Source organism: Mesorhizobium sp. M0152 (assembly GCF_040322415.1).
Taxonomy (GTDB): Bacteria; Pseudomonadota; Alphaproteobacteria; order Rhizobiales; family Rhizobiaceae; genus Mesorhizobium.
Map to the genome: position 1 here is coordinate 134,339 of NZ_JAMYTH010000003.1, position 17,505 is coordinate 151,843.

General features: G+C 64.2%; 14 protein-coding genes. 8 read left to right on the plus strand and 6 right to left on the minus strand.

Features of this window, described 5'->3' with window-relative positions; genetic code table 11:
* The first annotated feature begins 274 nt into the window (after positions 1-274).
* Positions 275-3,043 carry a DNA mismatch repair protein MutS gene (gene mutS / locus NKJ26_RS04575; RefSeq protein ID WP_352694032.1) on the plus strand — a complete coding sequence of 923 codons (2,769 nt, stop codon included), beginning with the start codon at positions 275-277 and terminating at the stop codon, positions 3,041-3,043.
* A 232-nt stretch (positions 3,044-3,275) separates the two neighbouring features.
* Here the strand turns inward: mutS and NKJ26_RS04580 are convergent, their stop codons facing one another.
* From NKJ26_RS04580 to NKJ26_RS04590, 3 genes are all read right to left on the minus strand, one after another.
* Positions 3,276-4,121, minus strand: a complete 846-nt coding sequence (locus NKJ26_RS04580; RefSeq protein WP_352694034.1) for an aldo/keto reductase — start codon at positions 4,119-4,121, stop codon at positions 3,276-3,278.
* Between the two features lie 88 nt (positions 4,122-4,209).
* Positions 4,210-4,602, minus strand: a complete 393-nt coding sequence (copM, locus tag NKJ26_RS04585; RefSeq protein ID WP_352694036.1) for a CopM family metallochaperone — start codon at positions 4,600-4,602, stop codon at positions 4,210-4,212.
* Between the two features lie 42 nt (positions 4,603-4,644).
* The gene (locus NKJ26_RS04590; RefSeq protein ID WP_352694038.1) at positions 4,645-7,146 is read right to left on the minus strand and encodes a heavy metal translocating P-type ATPase; all 2,502 of its coding nucleotides are present in this window, start codon (positions 7,144-7,146) and stop codon (positions 4,645-4,647) included.
* A 256-nt stretch (positions 7,147-7,402) separates the two neighbouring features.
* Between NKJ26_RS04590 and NKJ26_RS04595 the strand changes: the two genes are divergently transcribed.
* Complete coding sequence (locus NKJ26_RS04595; protein WP_352694040.1) at positions 7,403-10,204, plus strand: [protein-PII] uridylyltransferase; 2,802 nt, start codon at positions 7,403-7,405, stop codon at positions 10,202-10,204.
* Between the two features lie 64 nt (positions 10,205-10,268).
* Positions 10,269-11,867: a murein biosynthesis integral membrane protein MurJ gene (gene murJ, locus NKJ26_RS04600; RefSeq protein WP_352694042.1), complete on the plus strand. Its 1,599-nt coding sequence runs from the start codon at positions 10,269-10,271 to the stop codon at positions 11,865-11,867.
* A gap of 93 nt (positions 11,868-11,960) precedes the next feature.
* On the opposite strand, the gene NKJ26_RS04605 is transcribed toward murJ, so the two are convergent.
* A complete protein-coding gene (locus tag NKJ26_RS04605; RefSeq protein ID WP_352605327.1) occupies positions 11,961-12,083 on the minus strand; it encodes a hypothetical protein in 123 nt (40 codons plus the stop codon).
* A 197-nt stretch (positions 12,084-12,280) separates the two neighbouring features.
* Between NKJ26_RS04605 and trpS the strand changes: the two genes are divergently transcribed.
* The 3 genes from trpS (at position 12,281) to NKJ26_RS04620 (ending at position 14,659) form a co-directional block, all read left to right on the plus strand.
* Positions 12,281-13,348 (plus strand): tryptophan--tRNA ligase, encoded by a 1,068-nt coding sequence (trpS, locus tag NKJ26_RS04610; protein WP_352694045.1) that lies wholly within the window; start codon positions 12,281-12,283, stop codon positions 13,346-13,348.
* A 104-nt stretch (positions 13,349-13,452) separates the two neighbouring features.
* Positions 13,453-13,944 (plus strand): universal stress protein, encoded by a 492-nt coding sequence (locus tag NKJ26_RS04615; protein WP_352605323.1) that lies wholly within the window; start codon positions 13,453-13,455, stop codon positions 13,942-13,944.
* A gap of 145 nt (positions 13,945-14,089) precedes the next feature.
* On the plus strand, positions 14,090-14,659 hold the full coding sequence (locus NKJ26_RS04620; protein WP_027023737.1) for a NifU family protein: 570 nt from the start codon (positions 14,090-14,092) through the stop codon (positions 14,657-14,659).
* A 147-nt stretch (positions 14,660-14,806) separates the two neighbouring features.
* Here NKJ26_RS04620 and NKJ26_RS04625 read toward each other — a convergent pair whose 3' ends face one another.
* Positions 14,807-15,424 carry a L,D-transpeptidase gene (locus NKJ26_RS04625; protein WP_352694048.1) on the minus strand — a complete coding sequence of 206 codons (618 nt, stop codon included), beginning with the start codon at positions 15,422-15,424 and terminating at the stop codon, positions 14,807-14,809.
* Positions 15,425-15,649: 225 nt separating this feature from the next.
* Here NKJ26_RS04625 and cueR point away from each other — a divergent pair, with 225 nt between their 5' ends.
* Positions 15,650-16,072 (plus strand): Cu(I)-responsive transcriptional regulator, encoded by a 423-nt coding sequence (cueR, locus tag NKJ26_RS04630; RefSeq protein WP_352605320.1) that lies wholly within the window; start codon positions 15,650-15,652, stop codon positions 16,070-16,072.
* 415 nt (positions 16,073-16,487) lie between these two features.
* Here cueR and NKJ26_RS04635 read toward each other — a convergent pair whose 3' ends face one another.
* Positions 16,488-16,841, minus strand: a complete 354-nt coding sequence (locus tag NKJ26_RS04635; protein WP_352694050.1) for a hypothetical protein — start codon at positions 16,839-16,841, stop codon at positions 16,488-16,490.
* Between the two features lie 125 nt (positions 16,842-16,966).
* Between NKJ26_RS04635 and NKJ26_RS04640 the strand changes: the two genes are divergently transcribed.
* Positions 16,967-17,467, plus strand: coding sequence for an MmcB family DNA repair protein (locus tag NKJ26_RS04640; protein WP_352605415.1), 501 nt, complete (start codon positions 16,967-16,969; stop codon positions 17,465-17,467).
* Positions 17,468-17,505: the final 38 nt, after the last annotated feature.

Genomic DNA, 17,505 nt, shown 5'->3' on the forward strand with positions numbered 1-17,505 from the left:
GCCGAACCTTGCCAAGAAGACTGCCTGCGCGCGAGGCAATGTCCCGTCGCGGTCGCCCGGAAGGCGAACGGACTGAACCGATCATCTCCTCGAATTCCCTTTGGCCGAAGCTGTCCATCGACCCTGCCCTCCCAGCACAGATGATACGGTCCGCTGTCGTCTCGTTGCAATGCCCGCGAAGCGATCACCCGATGCAGGTCAGCGCGGCAGTCTTCCCCTGCTTTTCGAGTTCCCGCCATTAAACCCCGCCGTCACATCTGCTAGCGTGCCGCGCATGAACATGCATAGCCCGAACGAGCCCGACGCCCCCGAGGCGATGTCGCCGATGCAGCCCGGCACGGCCGGCATCACGCCGATGATGGAGCAGTTCATCGAGATCAAGGCGGCGAACCCGGATTCGCTGCTGTTCTACCGCATGGGCGATTTCTACGAGCTGTTCTTCGACGACGCCGAGAAGGCGAGCCGGGCGCTGGGCATCGTGCTGACCAAGCGCGGCAAGCACCAAGGCCACGACATCCCGATGTGCGGCGTGCCGGTGCATGCGGCCGACGACTATCTGCAGAAGCTGATCGGCCAGGGTTTTCGCGTCGCCGTCTGCGAGCAGATCGAGGATCCGGCCGAGGCCAAGAAGCGCGGCTCGAAATCCGTCGTGCGCCGCGACGTGGTGCGGCTGGTGACGCCGGGCACCATCACCGAGGACAAATTGCTGGCGCCATCGGAATCGAGCTTCCTGATGGCGCTGGGGCGGGTGAAGGGTGGGTCCGAGCCAAGAGGCGGGGAGCGCGGTGGCGCGACAGGTGGCCAAGGAAGTTTCGCACTGGCCTGGATCGACATCTCGACCGGCGCCTTCCGTGTCACCGAGACCACCGCCGACCGGCTTTTGGCCGACATATTCCGCGTCGATCCGCGCGAGCTGATCGTTGCCGAGCCGGTGTTCCATGATCCGGAGTTGAAGCCGGTGTTCGACCTGATCGGCCGCGTCGCCAGCCCGCAACCGCCGAGCCTGTTCGATTCGGCTTCGGCCACCGGGCGCATCGCCCGCTTCTTCGACGTGGCGACGCCGGACAGCTTTGGCACGTTTTCGCGCGCCGAACTGTCGGCGATCTCGGGCGCCATCGCCTATGTCGAGAAAACGCAGAAGGCCGAGCGCCCGCCGCTGTCGCGGCCGGAGCGCGAGGAGCAGGGTTCGACGCTGTTCATCGATCCGGCGACGCGGGGCAATCTGGAGCTGCTGCGCACGCTTTCCGGCAGCCGCGAAGGCTCGCTGTTCAAGGCGATCGACCGCACGGTGACCGGCGGCGGCGCAAGGCTGCTCGCCGACCGGCTGATGGCGCCGCTAACCGACCCTGCCGCGATCGGCGCACGGCTCGATTCGGTATCGTTCTTCCGTTCCCAGACACGGCTTTGTCAGGCGGTGCGGACGAGCCTGAAGAGCGTTGCCGACATGCCACGCGCGCTGTCCAGGCTGGCGCTCAACCGCGGCGGCCCGCGCGACCTCGGCGCCTTGCGCGCCGGCTTCGAGGCGGCCGGCGCGATCGCCGAGACCTTCGCCGCGACCGCCCCGCCCCAGGAATTGGCGGCGGCGCTCGCCGCGATCCGGGCGCTGCCGCAAGCGCTTGCCGGGCATCTGACGCAGGCGCTTGGCGAGGAACTGCCGCTCCTGAAGCGCGATGGCGGCTTCGTCCGTGGCGGCTACCACCCGGAGCTCGACGAGATGCGGGCGCTGCGCGACGAATCGCGAAAGGTGATCGCCGGACTAGAGCGTTCGCTGATAGACGAGACCGGCATCCGCTCGCTGAAGATCCGGCACAACAATGTGCTCGGCTACTACATCGAAGTGACGGCCAATCACCATGCGGTGATGACCGGCAGCGACGGCGCCAAGGCGCGCTTCATCCATCGCCAGACCATGGCCAACGCCATGCGTTTCACCACGACCGAACTCGCCGAACTCGAGACCAAGATCGCCAACGCCGCCGATCGCGCGCTCAGCATCGAGCTTGCCGCCTTCGATGCGCTGACGGCGGAAGCGGTGGGCGAGGCGGAGAAGATCCGCGCCGGCGCCGACGCGCTTGCCGTGATCGACGTGTCGGCGGCACTCGCGCTTTTGTCGGAGAGCGAGGCCTGGTGCAGGCCGGTGGTGGATTCCAGCCTCGCCTTCGAGATCAGCGGCGGCCGGCATCCGGTGGTCGAGCAGGCGCTGCGGCGCTCGGGCGAAGGGCCGTTCGTGGCCAATGACTGCGACCTGTCGCCGGAGGGCAGCGCCAGGAACGGCGCGATCTGGCTGCTGACCGGGCCCAACATGGGCGGTAAATCGACTTTCCTGCGGCAGAACGCGCTGATCGCCATCCTGGCCCAGACCGGCTCGTTCGTGCCGGCGACATCGGCCCATATCGGCGTCGTCGACCGGCTGTTCTCGCGCGTGGGCGCCTCGGATGACCTGGCCCGCGGCCGCTCGACCTTCATGGTCGAGATGGTCGAGACGGCGGCCATCCTCAACCAGGCGGGCGAACGCGCGCTGGTGATCCTCGACGAGATCGGCCGCGGCACCGCCACCTTCGACGGCCTGTCGATCGCCTGGGCGGCGGTGGAATATCTGCACGAGAAGAACCGCTGCCGGGCGATCTTCGCCACCCATTTCCACGAGATGACCTCGCTTGCCGGCAAGCTGGCGCGGCTCCACAACGTCACGATGCGGGTCAAGGAATGGGAGAACGACGTCGTCTTCCTGCACGAGGTCGGCAAAGGCGCGGCCGACCGCTCCTACGGCGTGCAGGTGGCGCGGCTCGCCGGCCTTCCGGAAGCGGTTGTCGATCGGGCAAAGGAAGTGCTGCACCAGCTCGAGGAAGGCGAGGTTTCGGGCAAGACGAACCGGCTGGTCGACGACCTGCCGCTGTTTTCCGTGGCCGTGAAGCGGGAAGCGCCGAAGCCGGCGAAGAATGACGCGCTCAGTGACGCGCTCGGTGCGATCAGCCCGGACGAGATGACGCCCAGGGAAGCGCTGGAGGCGCTGTACCGGCTGAAGGGATTGGTGGGGACGTAGGTTGGAACTGCTGGCATGGCGGTGTCGCCGAAACAGCCAATCTCCCCACTTGAGGGGGAGATGTCCGGCAGGACAGAGGGGGGCGCTGTCCCGCCGACCTTATTCCCCGACTGCGTTGGCTGATGCACAGATTGTCTGTGAATAAGCTGGTGGAAGGTAGCGTTCCTTCGCGCCCCCCTCTGCCCTGCCGGGCATCTCCCCCACGAGGGGGGAGATTGGCAGCTTCACGCTTTCAAATCATCTCCAGCCCGCGCTTGCGCGTCGGCGGTGGGAACATCCGGTCGAGATCGGCGAGATCTTCGCCCGTAAGCTTGATATCGAGCGCCGCAACATTCTGGCGGATGTGCTCATGGCTGCTGGCCTTCGGAATGGCGATGACGCCGTCCTGCTGCATCACCCAGGCCAGGGCGATTTGCGCCGCGGTCGCGTTGTGGCGGGCAGCGATGGCGTCGAGCCTGGCATTGTGTGCCAAGGCGCCCTGCTCGACCGGCGAATAAGCCATCAAGGGAATGCCGCGTTTCCGGCTCCAGGGCGCCAGATCGAATTCGGGGCCGCGCCGGGAAAGATTGTAGAGCACCTGGTTGGTCTGGACATTGCCGCCGTTGGGCAGGCCGACCAGATCCTCCATCTCGTCGGTGTCGAAATTGCTGACGCCCCAATGGCGGATCTTGCCGGCCTTTTTCAGCGCCTCGAAAGCCGCGACCGTCTCCGTCAACGGCACGCTGCCCGGCCAATGCAGCAGATAGAGATCGATGCGGTCGGTGCGCAGGCGTTTCAGGCTGTCCTCGCAGGCGCGCTGCACGCCGGCGCGCGAGGCGTTGGAGGGCAGCACCTTCGAAACCAGGAAAGCCTCGTCGCGGCGCCCGGCAATGGCCTGCGCCACCACTTCCTCGGCGCCGCCGCTGGCATACATTTCAGCGGTATCGATCAGCGTGACGCCAAGGTCGAGGCCAAGCTTGAGAGCGTCGACCTCATCGGCACGGCGGCGGGCATCCTCGCCCATCTTCCACGTGCCCTGCCCGAGAACCGGTATGGCTTCGCCCGAGGGCAGCGTGGTGGTTCTGACCGTCGATGGCATGGCGGGCTCCCGTTGACGCGAGATCGCAGCACAGGCCGGACGAGAAATCCAGAGGGGTTCTCTCGCCCATTCCTCCCAGCGAAAATGCCTATTTCGCCGGGTGAGCGGCGAGCCAGTCCTGCATCTGCTTGATCTCGGCTTCCTGTGCCTTGATGACCGCTTCGGCCAGTTTGCGGATCTCCGGGTCCTTGCCGTTGGCGAGCTCGACCTTGGCCATGTCGATGGCGCCCTGATGGTGCGGGATCATGCCCCTGATAAAATCGACATCGGGATTACCGGTGTATTCCGAGGCCATCATGTCGGCATGCATCTTGTCCATGGCGGCCTTGTAGCCCGACGTCGAAGGGCTATCGGCCCCCATCGCCATCGCGCCCATGTCATGTTTCATCTCTTCGCTCTGCGCCGGAATGCTTTCGAGGAAAACGGCAACCAGCATTCCAGCCGCCATCAGCAAAAGCACGAGTTTCTTAGCTAAGGTCATTCATGGTCTCCTGTTGAATGGTTTCGTATTTGGGAGCTGGGATCAGAGTTTCAACGTTCTCAGCCGCAATGCGTTTGATATGACCGACACCGAGGACAGGCTCATCGCCGCCGCCGCAAGCATCGGCGACAAAAGCGTGCCGGTGAGCGGATAGAGAACGCCCGCGGCCACCGGCACGCCGAGCACGTTGTAGAGGAAGGCGAAGAACAGGTTCTGGCGGATGTTGCCGATCGTCGCCCGGGCCAGCGTGCGGGCGCGGACGATGCCGTTGAGATCCCCCTTCACCAAAGTGATGCCGGCGCTTTCGACGGCGACATCTGCCCCGGTGCCCATGGCGATGCCGACATCGGCGCTGGCCAAGGCCGGGGCATCGTTGACGCCGTCGCCGGCCATGGCGACGCCGGCGCCTGCGGCACGCAGCTCGTCGACGAGAGCGGCTTTCTGTTCTGGCAGCAGGCCGGCGCGAATCTCGTCGATACCGAGGCTTCTGGCGATGGCGCCGGCCGTGCGCTCATTGTCGCCGGTCGCCATGATGATCCTCAACCCGCTGCCATGCAGGGCCCGGATCGCCTCGGCGGTGGTCGCCTTCACCGGATCGGCGACGGCGACGATGCCGGCCAGCTTGCCGCCGACTGAGACGAACATCGCCGTCTTGCCGTCGCCCTGCAGCGCCTCGGCATTGGCGGAGATGGCGGAAATATCGACGCCGAGGTCGCGCATCATCGCCGCGTTGCCGAGCGCGACCTTCTTGCCCGATACCGTGCCTGAAACGCCCTTGCCGGTGGCCGCCTCGAAGCCGCTGGCCTCGGCGATCTCTAGGCCACGCTGGCCGGCGCCTTCGACGATGGCTTCTGCCAGCGGGTGCTCAGACCCTTTCTCCAGGCCCGCGGCGAGCGCCAGCAATTCGTCCTCGGGAAAGCCGCCGGCAGCCACGACATCGGTCAGTTTCGGCCGGCCTTCGGTCAGTGTTCCCGTCTTGTCGACGATCAGCGTGTCGACCGAAGCGAAGCGTTCGAGCGCGGCGGCTTCCTTGATCAGCACGCCGGCATGCGCTCCGCGCCCGGTGGCGGTCATGATCGACATCGGCGTGGCGAGACCCAGCGCACAGGGACAAGCGATGATCAGCACCGAGACAGCCGAGACGATGGCGAAGATCAGGCTCGGCTCGGGGCCGAATATCGCCCAAGCGATGAAGGCTGCAATCGCGACCAGAACCACGGCCGGGACGAAGTAGAAGGAAACGCGATCGGCCAAGCCTTGAATCGGCGCGCGCGAACGCTGTGCCTTGGCAACCAGGTCGACAATGCGCGAGAGCGTGGTCTCGGCGCCGATCCGCTCGGCGCGCATGATCAGCGAGCCGTTTTTGTTGAGCGTGCCGCCGGTGAGGGCATCGCCTTCGACCTTCTCGACAGGCAGGGGCTCTCCCGTGATCATCGATTCGTCGATGGACGAACGGCCTTCCAGCACGGTGCCGTCGACCGGCACGGCGTCACCGGGGCGAACGCGCAGGCGATCGCCGGCCTTGACGCCGTCCAGCGGCACATCGCTTTCGGTGCCGTCCTCGGCGATACGCCGCGCCGTCTTCGGCGCGAGATCGAGCAAGGCGCGGATCGCCGAACCTGTTTTCTCGCGGGCGCGCAGCTCCAGCACCTGGCCGAGGAAAACCAGCGCGACAATGACGGCGGCGGCCTCGAAATAGACCGGCACCGCACCGCCATGGCCGCGGAACTGATGCGGGAAAATGTCAGGAAAGAGCGTGGCGACCAGGCTGTACAAGTAGGCAGCGCCGACGCCGAGCGAGATCAGCGTCCACATGTTGGGACTGCGGTTGAGGATCGAATCCCAGCCGCGATGAAAGAAGGGGAAGGCAGCCCAGAGCACCACCGGACTTGCCAGGACCAACTCGATCCAGACCTTCGTCCGGTCATCGACCAGGCCTTCGAGCGAGAGGCCTGTCATGGGAGCCATGGCGATGATCAGAAGGGGCACGGAAAGCGCGGCACTTACCCAAAACCGCCTGGTGAAATCGACCAGCTCGGGATTTGGCCCTTCATCGCCCGTCGGCACGCCCATCGGCTCAAGGGCCATGCCACAGATCGGGCAGGCGCCAGGCTTGTCGCGGATGATCTCGGGATGCATCGGGCAGGTGTATTGCGTGCCCTTGGGTGCTGGCTGGGGCGCCGGCCTGTCGCCAAGATAGGTTTGCGGCGCCGCTTCGAACTTAGCCTTGCAGCCGGCAGAACAGAAATAGAAGCCCTGGCCTTCATGGCGGACAAAGTGCTTCGCCGTGGCGCGGTCGACGCTCATGCCACAGACGGGATCGGTGGCCGAGAGGAAGCTTTCCGGCTCTGCCTGGAATTTCGTGCGGCAGCCTTCGCTGCAGAAATGATAAAGGCGGCCGCCATGTTCGGCGGTCGGTTTGCCGGCGGCGGTATCGACGGTCATGCCGCAGACCGGATCGCGCACCACGCCCGTATCTCCAGCCGCGGCTTTCGTCGCGCAACACCCGCCATGTGTGTGATGATCGTGCTCTGAATGCGTCATTGCGAATGCCCCTGTGCAACTGCTTCGGCCGGAGGTAGTGCTTCCAGTAACTGGAAGGTCAAGGGCCCGTTTTGGCTTTTCTCACTCACGCGCTTGGCAAGACGATGTACCTGCACGATGTACCTGCCAAGCCCGCTGCCAACGATCCGCCCGAGGCGGAGGAATAGACCTGCTGCCGGGCCGTCGGCGGAATCCATACCCAGAGCCACGAAAACACGCTATAGACGCCGCCCAAAAGGCAAGGCCACCGGTACCCATGGCGAAAATCTCTCTGAAGCTCGACGAACTGATCGACGGCGAAGCCTTGCGCCGCGAAATGACCGCGCTGACCGCGGCCACGGTCGGCGACGGCTCCGGGCATGCTGCCCGCGCCGGCGTTCTCCAGCTGCTCAAGGGCCGGCTTGCCGAAGGCCGCAGAACAGCCGAAGCCATGCTGAAGGCGGATGGCGGCGGCAACGCCTGCGCAGAGCGGCTGTCACATCTGATGGATGAACTGATCCGCGCGCTCTACGATTTCGCCGCGACCCATGTCTACCGGGTGAAGAACCCGTCCTCGGCGGAACGCATGGCTGTCGTCGCGGTGGGCGGCTATGGCCGCGGCACGCTGGCGCCGGGATCCGACATCGACCTTTTGTTCCTGCTGCCCTACAAGCAGACGCCCTGGGGCGAGCAGACTGTCGAATACATGCTCTACATGCTGTGGGATCTCGGGCTGAAAGTCGGCCACGCCACCCGCAACATCGACGAATGCCTGCGCCTGTCGCGTACCGACATCACCATCCGCACCTCGATCCTGGAGGCGCGGTTCCTGTGGGGCGAGCTCAAGCTCTATGACGAGCTGATGCAGCGCTTCGACCATGAGGTGGTGCGCACGACCGGGCCGGAATACGTGCAAGCCAAGCTCGCCGAGCGCGACGACCGCCATGCCAAGGCCGGCGAAAGCCGCTATCTGGTCGAACCCAACGTCAAGGACGGCAAGGGTGGCCTGCGCGACCTCCAGACGCTGTTCTGGATCGGCAAATATTTCTACCGGGTGCGCACGGGCGAGGAACTGGTCGAGAAGGGCGTCTTCACCGAGGCCGAATACCGCGAGTTCCAGAAGGCCGAGGATTTCCTCTGGGCGGTGCGCTGCCACATGCATTTCCTCACCGGCAAAGCGGAGGAGCGGCTGCATTTCGACATTCAGCGTGAGATCGCCGCACGGCTGGGCTATACTACCCATCCCGGCCTGTCGGCGGTCGAACGCTTCATGAAGCACTACTTCCTCGTCGCCAAGGATGTCGGCGACCTGACCCGCATCTTTTGCGCCGCGCTGGAGGAGGAGCAGGCCAAGCATGTGCCTGGCTTCAACCGCATCTTTCTCACCTTCCAGCGCCGCAAGCGCAAGCTCGCCGGCACGTCGGATTTCATCGTCGACAACCACCGCATCAACATCGCCGACGACCAGGTGTTCGAACGCGATCCGGTCAATCTGTTGAGGCTGTTCTGGTTCGCCGACAAGCACGGGCTGGAATTCCACCCCGACGCGCTGAAGCTGCTGACCCGTTCGCTCGGCCTGGTCAACAAATCGCTGCGGCGCGACGAGGAGGCCAACCGCCTGTTCCTCGACATCCTGACGTCGGACCGCAATGCCGAACTCAATCTGCGGCGCATGAACGAGGCCGGGCTGCTGGGCAGGCTGATCCCCGATTTCGGCAAGATCGTCGCCATGATGCAGTTCTCGATGTATCATCACTACACCGTCGACGAGCACCTGATCCGCTGCATCGGCGTGCTGGCCGAGATCGAGCGCGGCGACGGCGAGAAGGTCCATCCGCTTTCCCACACGCTGATGCCGGGGCTGAAGAAGAGCCGGGAGGCGCTCTACGTCGCCGTGCTGCTGCACGATGTCGCCAAGGGCAGGCCGGAGGATCATTCCGAGGCCGGCGCCAGGATCGCGCGCCGCATCTGCCCGCATATGGGGCTATCGGCCGCCGACACCGAAACGGTGGCCTGGCTGGTCGAAAACCATCTCGTAATGTCCATGACGGCGCAGACCCGCGATCTCAACGACCGCAAGACGATCGAGGATTTCGCCGCGATCGTGCAATCGGTCGAGCGGTTGAAGCTGCTCCTGATCCTCACCGTCTGCGACATCAGGGGCGTCGGGCCGGGTGTGTGGAACGGCTGGAAGGGCCAATTGCTGCGCACCCTCTACTACGAGACCGAGCTGCTTTTGACCGGCGGCTTCTCGGAAGTTTCGCGTGCGCAGCGGACGGCGGCGGCCCGCGAACGCCTGGCCGAAGCGCTCGCCGACTGGCCGGACAAGGCCCGCAAACGCTATGTCGGCCTGCACTATGAGAATTATCTCCTGACCGTCGACCTGCCGGACCAGCTCCGCCACGCCGAATTCATCCGCGAGGCGGACGCGGCGGGCAACAAGCTCGCCACCATGGTCAAGACGCACCAGTTCGAGGCGGTGACCGAAATCACGGTTCTGGCGCAGGACCATCCCCGCCTGCTGTCGGTGATCGCCGGCGCCTGTGCCTCCGCCGGCGGCAACATCGTCGACGCGCAGATCTTCACCACATCCGATGGCCGCGCCCTCGACACGATCCTGATTTCGCGGGAATTCGACCGCGACGAGGACGAGCGCCGCCGTGCCGAGCGCGTCGGCCGGCTGATCGAGGATGTGCTGTCGGGCAAGAGCTGGCTGCCGGAGATGATCGAGAAGCGGACAAAGCCGCGACGCGGCGCCAAGGTGTTCAAGATTCCGCCGCGCGCCGAAATCCGCAACGCGCTGTCGAACCGTTTTTCGGTCATCGAGGTCGAGGGCCTCGACCGGCCGGGGCTGCTGTCGGAGATCACCGGAACGCTTTCCGACCTGTCGCTCGACATCGCATCGGCTCACATCACCACCTTCGGCGAAAAGGTCATCGACACCTTCTATGTCACCGATCTTACCGGCCAGAAGATCGACAGCCCGGCCCGCACCGCCACCATCCGCAACCGGCTGATCGCGGCCCTGGAAGGCATCGCGCCCGAACGCGGCGGCAAGGCCAAGGCCGCCGCCGAGTGACTGTTATCATCCCAGCGCCTGGCATCATCACTTTGTCCCAATCCCGCAGGCAGTCTCCAAACGCATGAGCCTCGTCAAGAAATTCGCAACGGTCGCTTCCGGCACGCTGATGAGCCGCGCGCTCGGTTTCGGCCGCGAAATGCTGATGGCGGCAGCGCTCGGCACCGGGCCGGTCGCCGACGCCTTCAACGCCGCCTTCCAGTTCCCCAATACTTTTCGCCGGCTGTTCGCCGAGGGCGCCTTCAATGCCGCCTTCGTGCCGCTGTTCGCCAAGGAGATCGAGACGCACGGCACCGAGGGCGCCAAGCGCTTCTCCGAGGAAGTGTTCGGCGTGCTGTTCACCGCGCTGCTGGCGCTGACCATCGTCATGGAACTGGCGATGCCGCTGATCGTGCGCTACCTGGTGGCGCCGGGTTTTGCCGATACGCCGGGCAAGTTCGAAACGACCGTCCGGCTTGCGACGATCATGTTCCCCTATCTCATCTGCATGTCGCTTGGCGCCATGATGGCGGGCATGTTGAATTCGCTGCGCCGCTATTTCGCCGCGGCGGTCGCGCCGGTGTTCCTCAACGTCATCCTGATCGGCGTGCTCGCCTATGCCTGGTACAATGGGCTCGACGCGCATGATGTCGGTTTCAGCCTGTCCTGGGGCGTGCTGGCGGCGGGGCTGGTGCAACTGGCGATCGTCTGGGTGGCGGTGCGCCATGCCGGCATCTCGATCGGCTTCCGCCGCCCGAAAATGACGCCGGCCGTCAAGCGGCTCTTGATCCTGGCGCTGCCGGCGGCGATCACCGGCGGCATCACCCAGATCAACCAGCTGATCGGCACGGCGATCGCCTCGGCGCAGGACAGCGCCGTTTCCTCGCTTGCCTATGCCGACCGCATCTACCAGCTGCCGCTCGGCGTGGTCGGCGTCGCGGTGGCGATCGTGCTGTTGCCCGAACTATCGCGGGCGCTGAAATCCGGCAATCTGATCGAGGCCGCCAATCTGCAGAACCGCTCTGTCGAATTCACGCTGTTCATGACCTTGCCGGCGGCGGCCGCTCTCTGGGTCATGTCGGAGCCGATCGTGCGGCTGGTCTACGAGCGCGGCGCTTTTGCCGCCAACCATTCCACGCCGACTGTGGCGGCGATCCTGGCGATCTTCGGCCTCGGTCTGCCGGCTTTCGTGCTGATCAAGGCATTTACCCCAGGCTATTTCGCGCGCGAGGACACGCGCACGCCGATGATGTTCGCCGCCATCTCGGTGGCGGTGAACGTCACCACCGCGCTGACGCTATTTCCGAAGATGGGCGCACCCGGCATTGCCGTCGCCTCGGCCGTCGCCGGCTGGGTCAACGCGCTGATGTTGCTCGGCATGCTGATCCGGCGCGGTCATTGGGGCCGCGACGTGCCGCTGCTGAAGCGCATTCCGCGCCTGGTGCTGTCGGCGGCGGTGATGGCGGCCGCGCTTTATTTCGCCGAGCATTGGTTCGCCGTCAGGCTCGGCTCCGGTTCGCCATTGGTAATCAAGGCGACGACGCTTCTGGCGCTCGTCGCAGGCGGCGCCCTGCTCTACTTCGCCACCGCCTTTGCCACTGGCGGCGCCGATTTCGGCATGATCCGGCGCAACATTGGGCGAAAGGGATCGCCGCCGACTAAGGAACAGTCTCCAGATCCGTGAGCCTGAATTCGTCCGTCATGATAACGACACATCAGTCTTCGCCAGACAATTCGTCATAGACCGAGCGTGGCAGCGGATTGCGCGCCTGCTTGCTCAGCTCAATGCCGGATTCGGCTCGGAGCCGAGCCGCCGTTTCCAACGGCGTTCGCGCTTGCGTCGGCGCTCCAGGGCTTCATGCGTGGCAGTCGCAGAAGCTTCGGTGCTGATCTTCATCATCGGCTGGCCTCGCAAATGAGAATGTAGTTCAACCATCTAGCTCCACATCTCCGCGTCAAGACGCCTGACTTAGCGCTTCCGATGTTCGTGCTCCTAGCCGGCAACCTCTTGATCCTCCCCGCACTCTCGTCCATAAGCGCGCCGTCGCAAGACTTTCGCCGCGCGCGAAACGGCCCTCCACAAGCCATGAGGACATCATGACCGCCTTCAAGCCACTCGTCTTTTCCGGCGTCCAGCCGACCGGCAACCTGCATCTCGGCAACTATCTCGGCGCCATCAAGAAATTCGTCGCCCTGCAGGACACGTCCGACTGCATCTATTGCGTCGTCGACCTGCATTCGCTGACCGCGCAGCTCGTCTATGAGGACCTTGCCGACCAGACGCGGTCGATCACGGCAGCGTTCCTCGCCTCGGGCATCGACCCGAAGAAGCACATCGTCTTCAACCAGTCGCGGGTGATGCAGCATGCCGAACTCGCCTGGATCTTCAATTGCGTGGCGCGCATCGGCTGGATGAACCGCATGACGCAGTTCAAGGACAAGGCCGGCAAGGACCGCGAGAATGCTTCGCTGGGCCTGCTCGCCTATCCCTCGCTGATGGCCGCGGACATCCTGCTCTATCGCGCCACCCATGTGCCGGTGGGCGAAGACCAGAAACAGCATCTGGAACTGACCCGCGACATCGCCCAGAAATTCAACAACGATTTTTCCGACCGCATCGCCAAGCTTGGCGTCGGCGTCGAGATGCAGGTCGGCGAGGAGACCGTGAACGGCTATTTCCCGATCACCGAACCTGTCATCGGCGGGCCGGCGGCGCGCATCATGTCGTTGCGGGACGGCTCGAAGAAGATGTCGAAGTCGGACCCGTCGGACCTGTCCCGCATCAACCTGACCGACGACGCCGATACCATCTCGAAGAAGATCCGCAAGGCAAAGACCGACCCGGAGGCGTTGCCGAGCGAGGTCGACGGCCTTGCCACCCGGCCCGAGGCGGAGAACCTGGTCGGCATCTATGCGGGGCTCGCCGAGATTTCGAAGGCGGACGTGCTGAAGGAATTCGCCGGCCAGCAGTTTTCGGTGTTCAAGCCGGCATTGGCCGATCTTGCGGTGGAGAAGCTGGCGCCTATCGCCAGCGAGATGCGCCGCATCCAGGGCGACCGCGCCTATGTCGACGCCGTGCTCAGGGATGGCGGCGAACGCGCCGGCGTGCTGGCCGAAGCGACGATGAAGACCGTGCGCGACATCATCGGATTGCTGCAGGGCTGATCCAGACAGTAGTGCACTGCACCGACACTGGCCCAAGGCCGGCGACTTGCCGCCGGTCGGCGGCGGTGGCAGATTGCAGCCCGAAAGATACCGAGCAGACAGACATGGTCTCCAAACGCCTCAGCCGCGAAGCCGGCCACCGCCGCAAGTTCCTGGCGATCATCGACGATACGCCGGAGTGCGAGCGCGCCGTCGCCTACGCCTCGAAGCGCGCGCTGAGCACCAGCGGCACGCTGGTGCTGCTCTATGTCATCGAGCCGGACGATTTCCAGCACTGGCTGGGCGTCGAGAAGATCATGCGCGAGGAGGCGAACGCCACGGCGCGCGCGGCGCTCGACAGCTACGCCAACAAGGTGCGCCAGAAGCTCGGCATCGAGCCGGAGATGGTGGTGCGCGAAGGCAAGCCGACGGAAGAGATCCACAGGCTGATCGAGGAAGACCAGGATATCGCCATCCTCGTGCTGGCGGCCGGCGCCGGCAAGGAAGGGCCTGGGCCGCTGGTCGGTGCCGTGGCCGGCAAGGGTGCGGCCTTCCCCATTCCGGTGACCGTGGTGCCGCAAAACCTTTCGGACGAGGAAATCGACAGCCTCGCCTGAAGCCCGCCAGGGATTCGATCCCAGCCAGCAAAAACATTCCGCCAGCCAGCCGTTCGGGCGATGCGTTTCGCTTGAATGTCCAGCCGATAGAGCCTATTTAGAACTATTCCAAACTAGTTGCCCGAAAACGGGCATGGAGACAGTGATGTTCATCCAGACCGAATCGACGCCCAACCCGGCGACGCTGAAATTCCTGCCCGGCAAGGAAGTGCTCCTGGAAGGCACCGCCGATTTCCGTGACGCCGACAGCGCGGCCACGGCCTCTCCGCTGGCCGGCCGCCTGTTCGAAATCCCCGGCGTTACCGGCGTGTTCTTCGGCTACGACTTCATCACCGTGACCAAGGACGGCCCGGACTGGCAGCACCTGAAGCCGGCGATCCTGGGCGCCATCATGGAGCATTTCATGTCCGGCCTGCCTGTCATGGCCAAGGCCGGCCCGGCCGCCGAGACCAGCCAGACCGGCGAGTTCTATGACAAGGCCGATGAGGAACTGGTCATCACCATCAAGGAACTCCTCGACACGCGGGTGCGCCCGGCGGTGGCCCAGGACGGCGGCGACATCACCTTCCGCGGCTTCGAGAACGGCACCGTATTCCTGCATATGAAGGGCGCCTGCGCCGGTTGCCCGTCATCGACGGCGACGCTGAAGCACGGCATCCAGAACCTGCTGAGGCATTTTGTGCCCGAGGTGCAGCAGGTCGAGCAGGTCTCGTAGAAACCGCTTCCCAACACCATTCCCTGACGAGAAAAACAAAAAACCGGGCCAAATTGCCCGGTTTTCTGTTTGGGACGTCCGTTGTTGCCTAGACGGTCCGCTTACGAAAGGCTTGTCTTCCAGTTCGACCTTGATCCTTGATCAGGGTCAGAGAACGATGACCTTGGCGCCGACCGAGGCGCGGTCATAGAGATCGATAACATCCTGATTCATCAGCCGGATGCAGCCCGACGACATCGCTTTGCCGATCGAATTCCATTCCGGGCTGCCATGCAGGCGGTAGCCCATGTCGCCGCCCTTGTTGAACAGATACATGGCACGCGCCCCGAGCGGGTTTTTCAGGCCCGGTTCCATGCCGCCGGCGAACTTGGCGAGTTCCGGCTGGCGCTTGATCATCTGCGAGGGCGGCGTCCAGGTCGGCCATTCGCGCTTGATCGCGATATGGGCGGTGCCACGCCATTCGAAGCCCTCGCGGCCGACGCCGATGCCGTAGCGAATTGCCCGGCCGTCACCCTCGACGAAGTAGAGGAACTTGTTCTGCGTATCGACGATGATGGTACCAGGTTTTTCCTGGGTGTCGTAGTTCACTTCCTGGCGGTGATACTTCGAGGGCACCTTTTCGATCGGGATGCGCGGCAGTTGGTAACCGGCATCCGTCACCGCGCCATAGTCGTTGGAGAAGATCTGCCCGCCGATGGTGCTGCAACCGGCGATAGCAGTGGTCAGCGCCAATGCGGCGACTATTGCAAACGACTTCATGCGCATGAGTTGATCGGTGCCCCGCCAAACTTCAGCGGCACGAGTCGTCCGCTTTCTCTTCATCATTCATGCTGGCATTTGCTTTGCTTGCCAAGCGCACGATGCCTATATGCAGGGGCTTACATGCCGGTAAGCGCATTACTATGGCATTTCGGCAACAGCCTTCGCTGGATTGTGAAGGAAATTCAATGGGCCTGGATCACAGGTCCCGCAAGATCGAGGAATTCCGCCATGAATGTCGGCGACGCCGCCAACCGTTCTGGCCTGCCGGCCAAGACCATCCGCTACTACGAAGAGATCGGGCTGATCGCGCCCGCGCGCGCCGGCAACGGCTACCGCGACTATTCCGGCGACGACATCCACCGGTTGGCCTTTCTGCGCCGCGCGCGCAATCTCGGCTTTTCCATCGAAGACTGCCGGCAGTTGATGGCGCTCTACCAAGACCGCAGCCGCGCCAGCCACGACGTGCGCGAGATCGCGGCGGCCCATGTCAAGGCGATCGAAGAGAAAGTGCGCGAGCTGCAATCGATGCGCTCGACCCTCCAGACGCTGATCCACGCCTGCCATGGCGACGCCAGGCCGGACTGCCCGATCCTTGACGACATGGCGAGGGCTGCGTTGCCAGGCGACAAGGGCGCTTCAGCGTCGGCATAGGGGCTGTGGTCTCCCGTGGAAAGCTCGCACGCGTTACGGGAAAGTGAACGCGCCTAAAACGAAGAAACCCGCCGAAGCGGGTTTCTTCGTTTTATTTCTTCGAGTGTCCCAAGCGCGGTTTGGGATGCTTCACGCCTCGCAAGGCGAGATAAAGCGCCGCCCCAAACACCAAGCCAGCGAGGGGCACGAAAATTCCGATCTCATTCATAGCCGTCCTCCTACCGTAATAGGCTTAGGACCAAAGTGTCCTACTGTATGTAGGGCGAACCCACCTATCGCCCAAGCGAATGACCACCATTGTAGGCTCTGGTGGTTAATTGCCGGTACGACGACCGAACCACCTATCATACCTACAGCAAGCGCATTGATGGCGCTTGCGGTGACCTTCACGCTCTCATTGAACCGTTTGGCATCTCTAAAGTCCGAGCGCCTTCGCGACGTAGTGGAGGATGACAAGCTTCATGTCCTTGATCTCTTTCGGTTGCTGTTGATCCACCGTGCAAAAGACGGGGTCAAACGGAGAACAAAATCTGGCGTGGTGGTGCGCCATGCCAATCATCTCTCCCGCCGTACCGGCCGGACTGCTCGATCTGGATGATATGGCCGAGGCGGGGCAGGCACGCTTCGGCCGCGCCCTAAAGCCGGTCCTGCCCGTCCAGGACTTCAGGATCTTTTCGGCCATCCCAAATGGGAAGACGGCACCAATCAGAGATGCGATCCAACGCAAGCATATGGTCATCAGCAGCACTTCCTCTGGTGTTTCGGCCATAGCGTCGCGTCCCTCTTGCGGCAGTCGATCGTTTGAGGAGTATATTCCTATATGGCCAGGTTTGTCAAGCGGATATTTGCCCGAGAGGGGTTCAAACCGTGAACAAACTCTGGCATGGTGCGGCCATGCCGATCATCTCACCGATTCCGCTCAACCCACTCATCGACGGCCGCCAGTCGGAGCGCGCCATGCTGGTGCGGCGCGGCGTGCAGCGGCTGTTGAGGGACATGGGCGCGCATGTGCTGCCTGAATTGTCGCTGGCCACCGGCCGCCGCGCCGACCTCGTGGCGCTGACCCGGCAAGGCGACATCTGGATCATCGAGATCAAATCGTCGGTCGAGGATTTCCGGGTCGACCGCAAATGGCCGGACTACCGGCTGCACTCCGACCGCTTCTTCTTCGCCACCCATCCGGGGGTGCCCTCCGAGATCTTTCCGGAAGAGTGCGGCTTCATCCTGTCCGACGGCTACGGCGCCGAGATCCTGCGCGACGCGCCCGAGCACCGCATGGCGGCGGCGACGCGCAAGGCGCTGATGCTGCGCATCGCGCGCGCCGGTGCCTCGCGGCTGTTGGCCGCGGAGCTTGCCGGCGTGTCGGTGCCGGCGCTGGAGGGTGAGAGCGAGTAGCGGCTGCTTCGCAGAACCTGGGTTGGCGGGACCAAGAA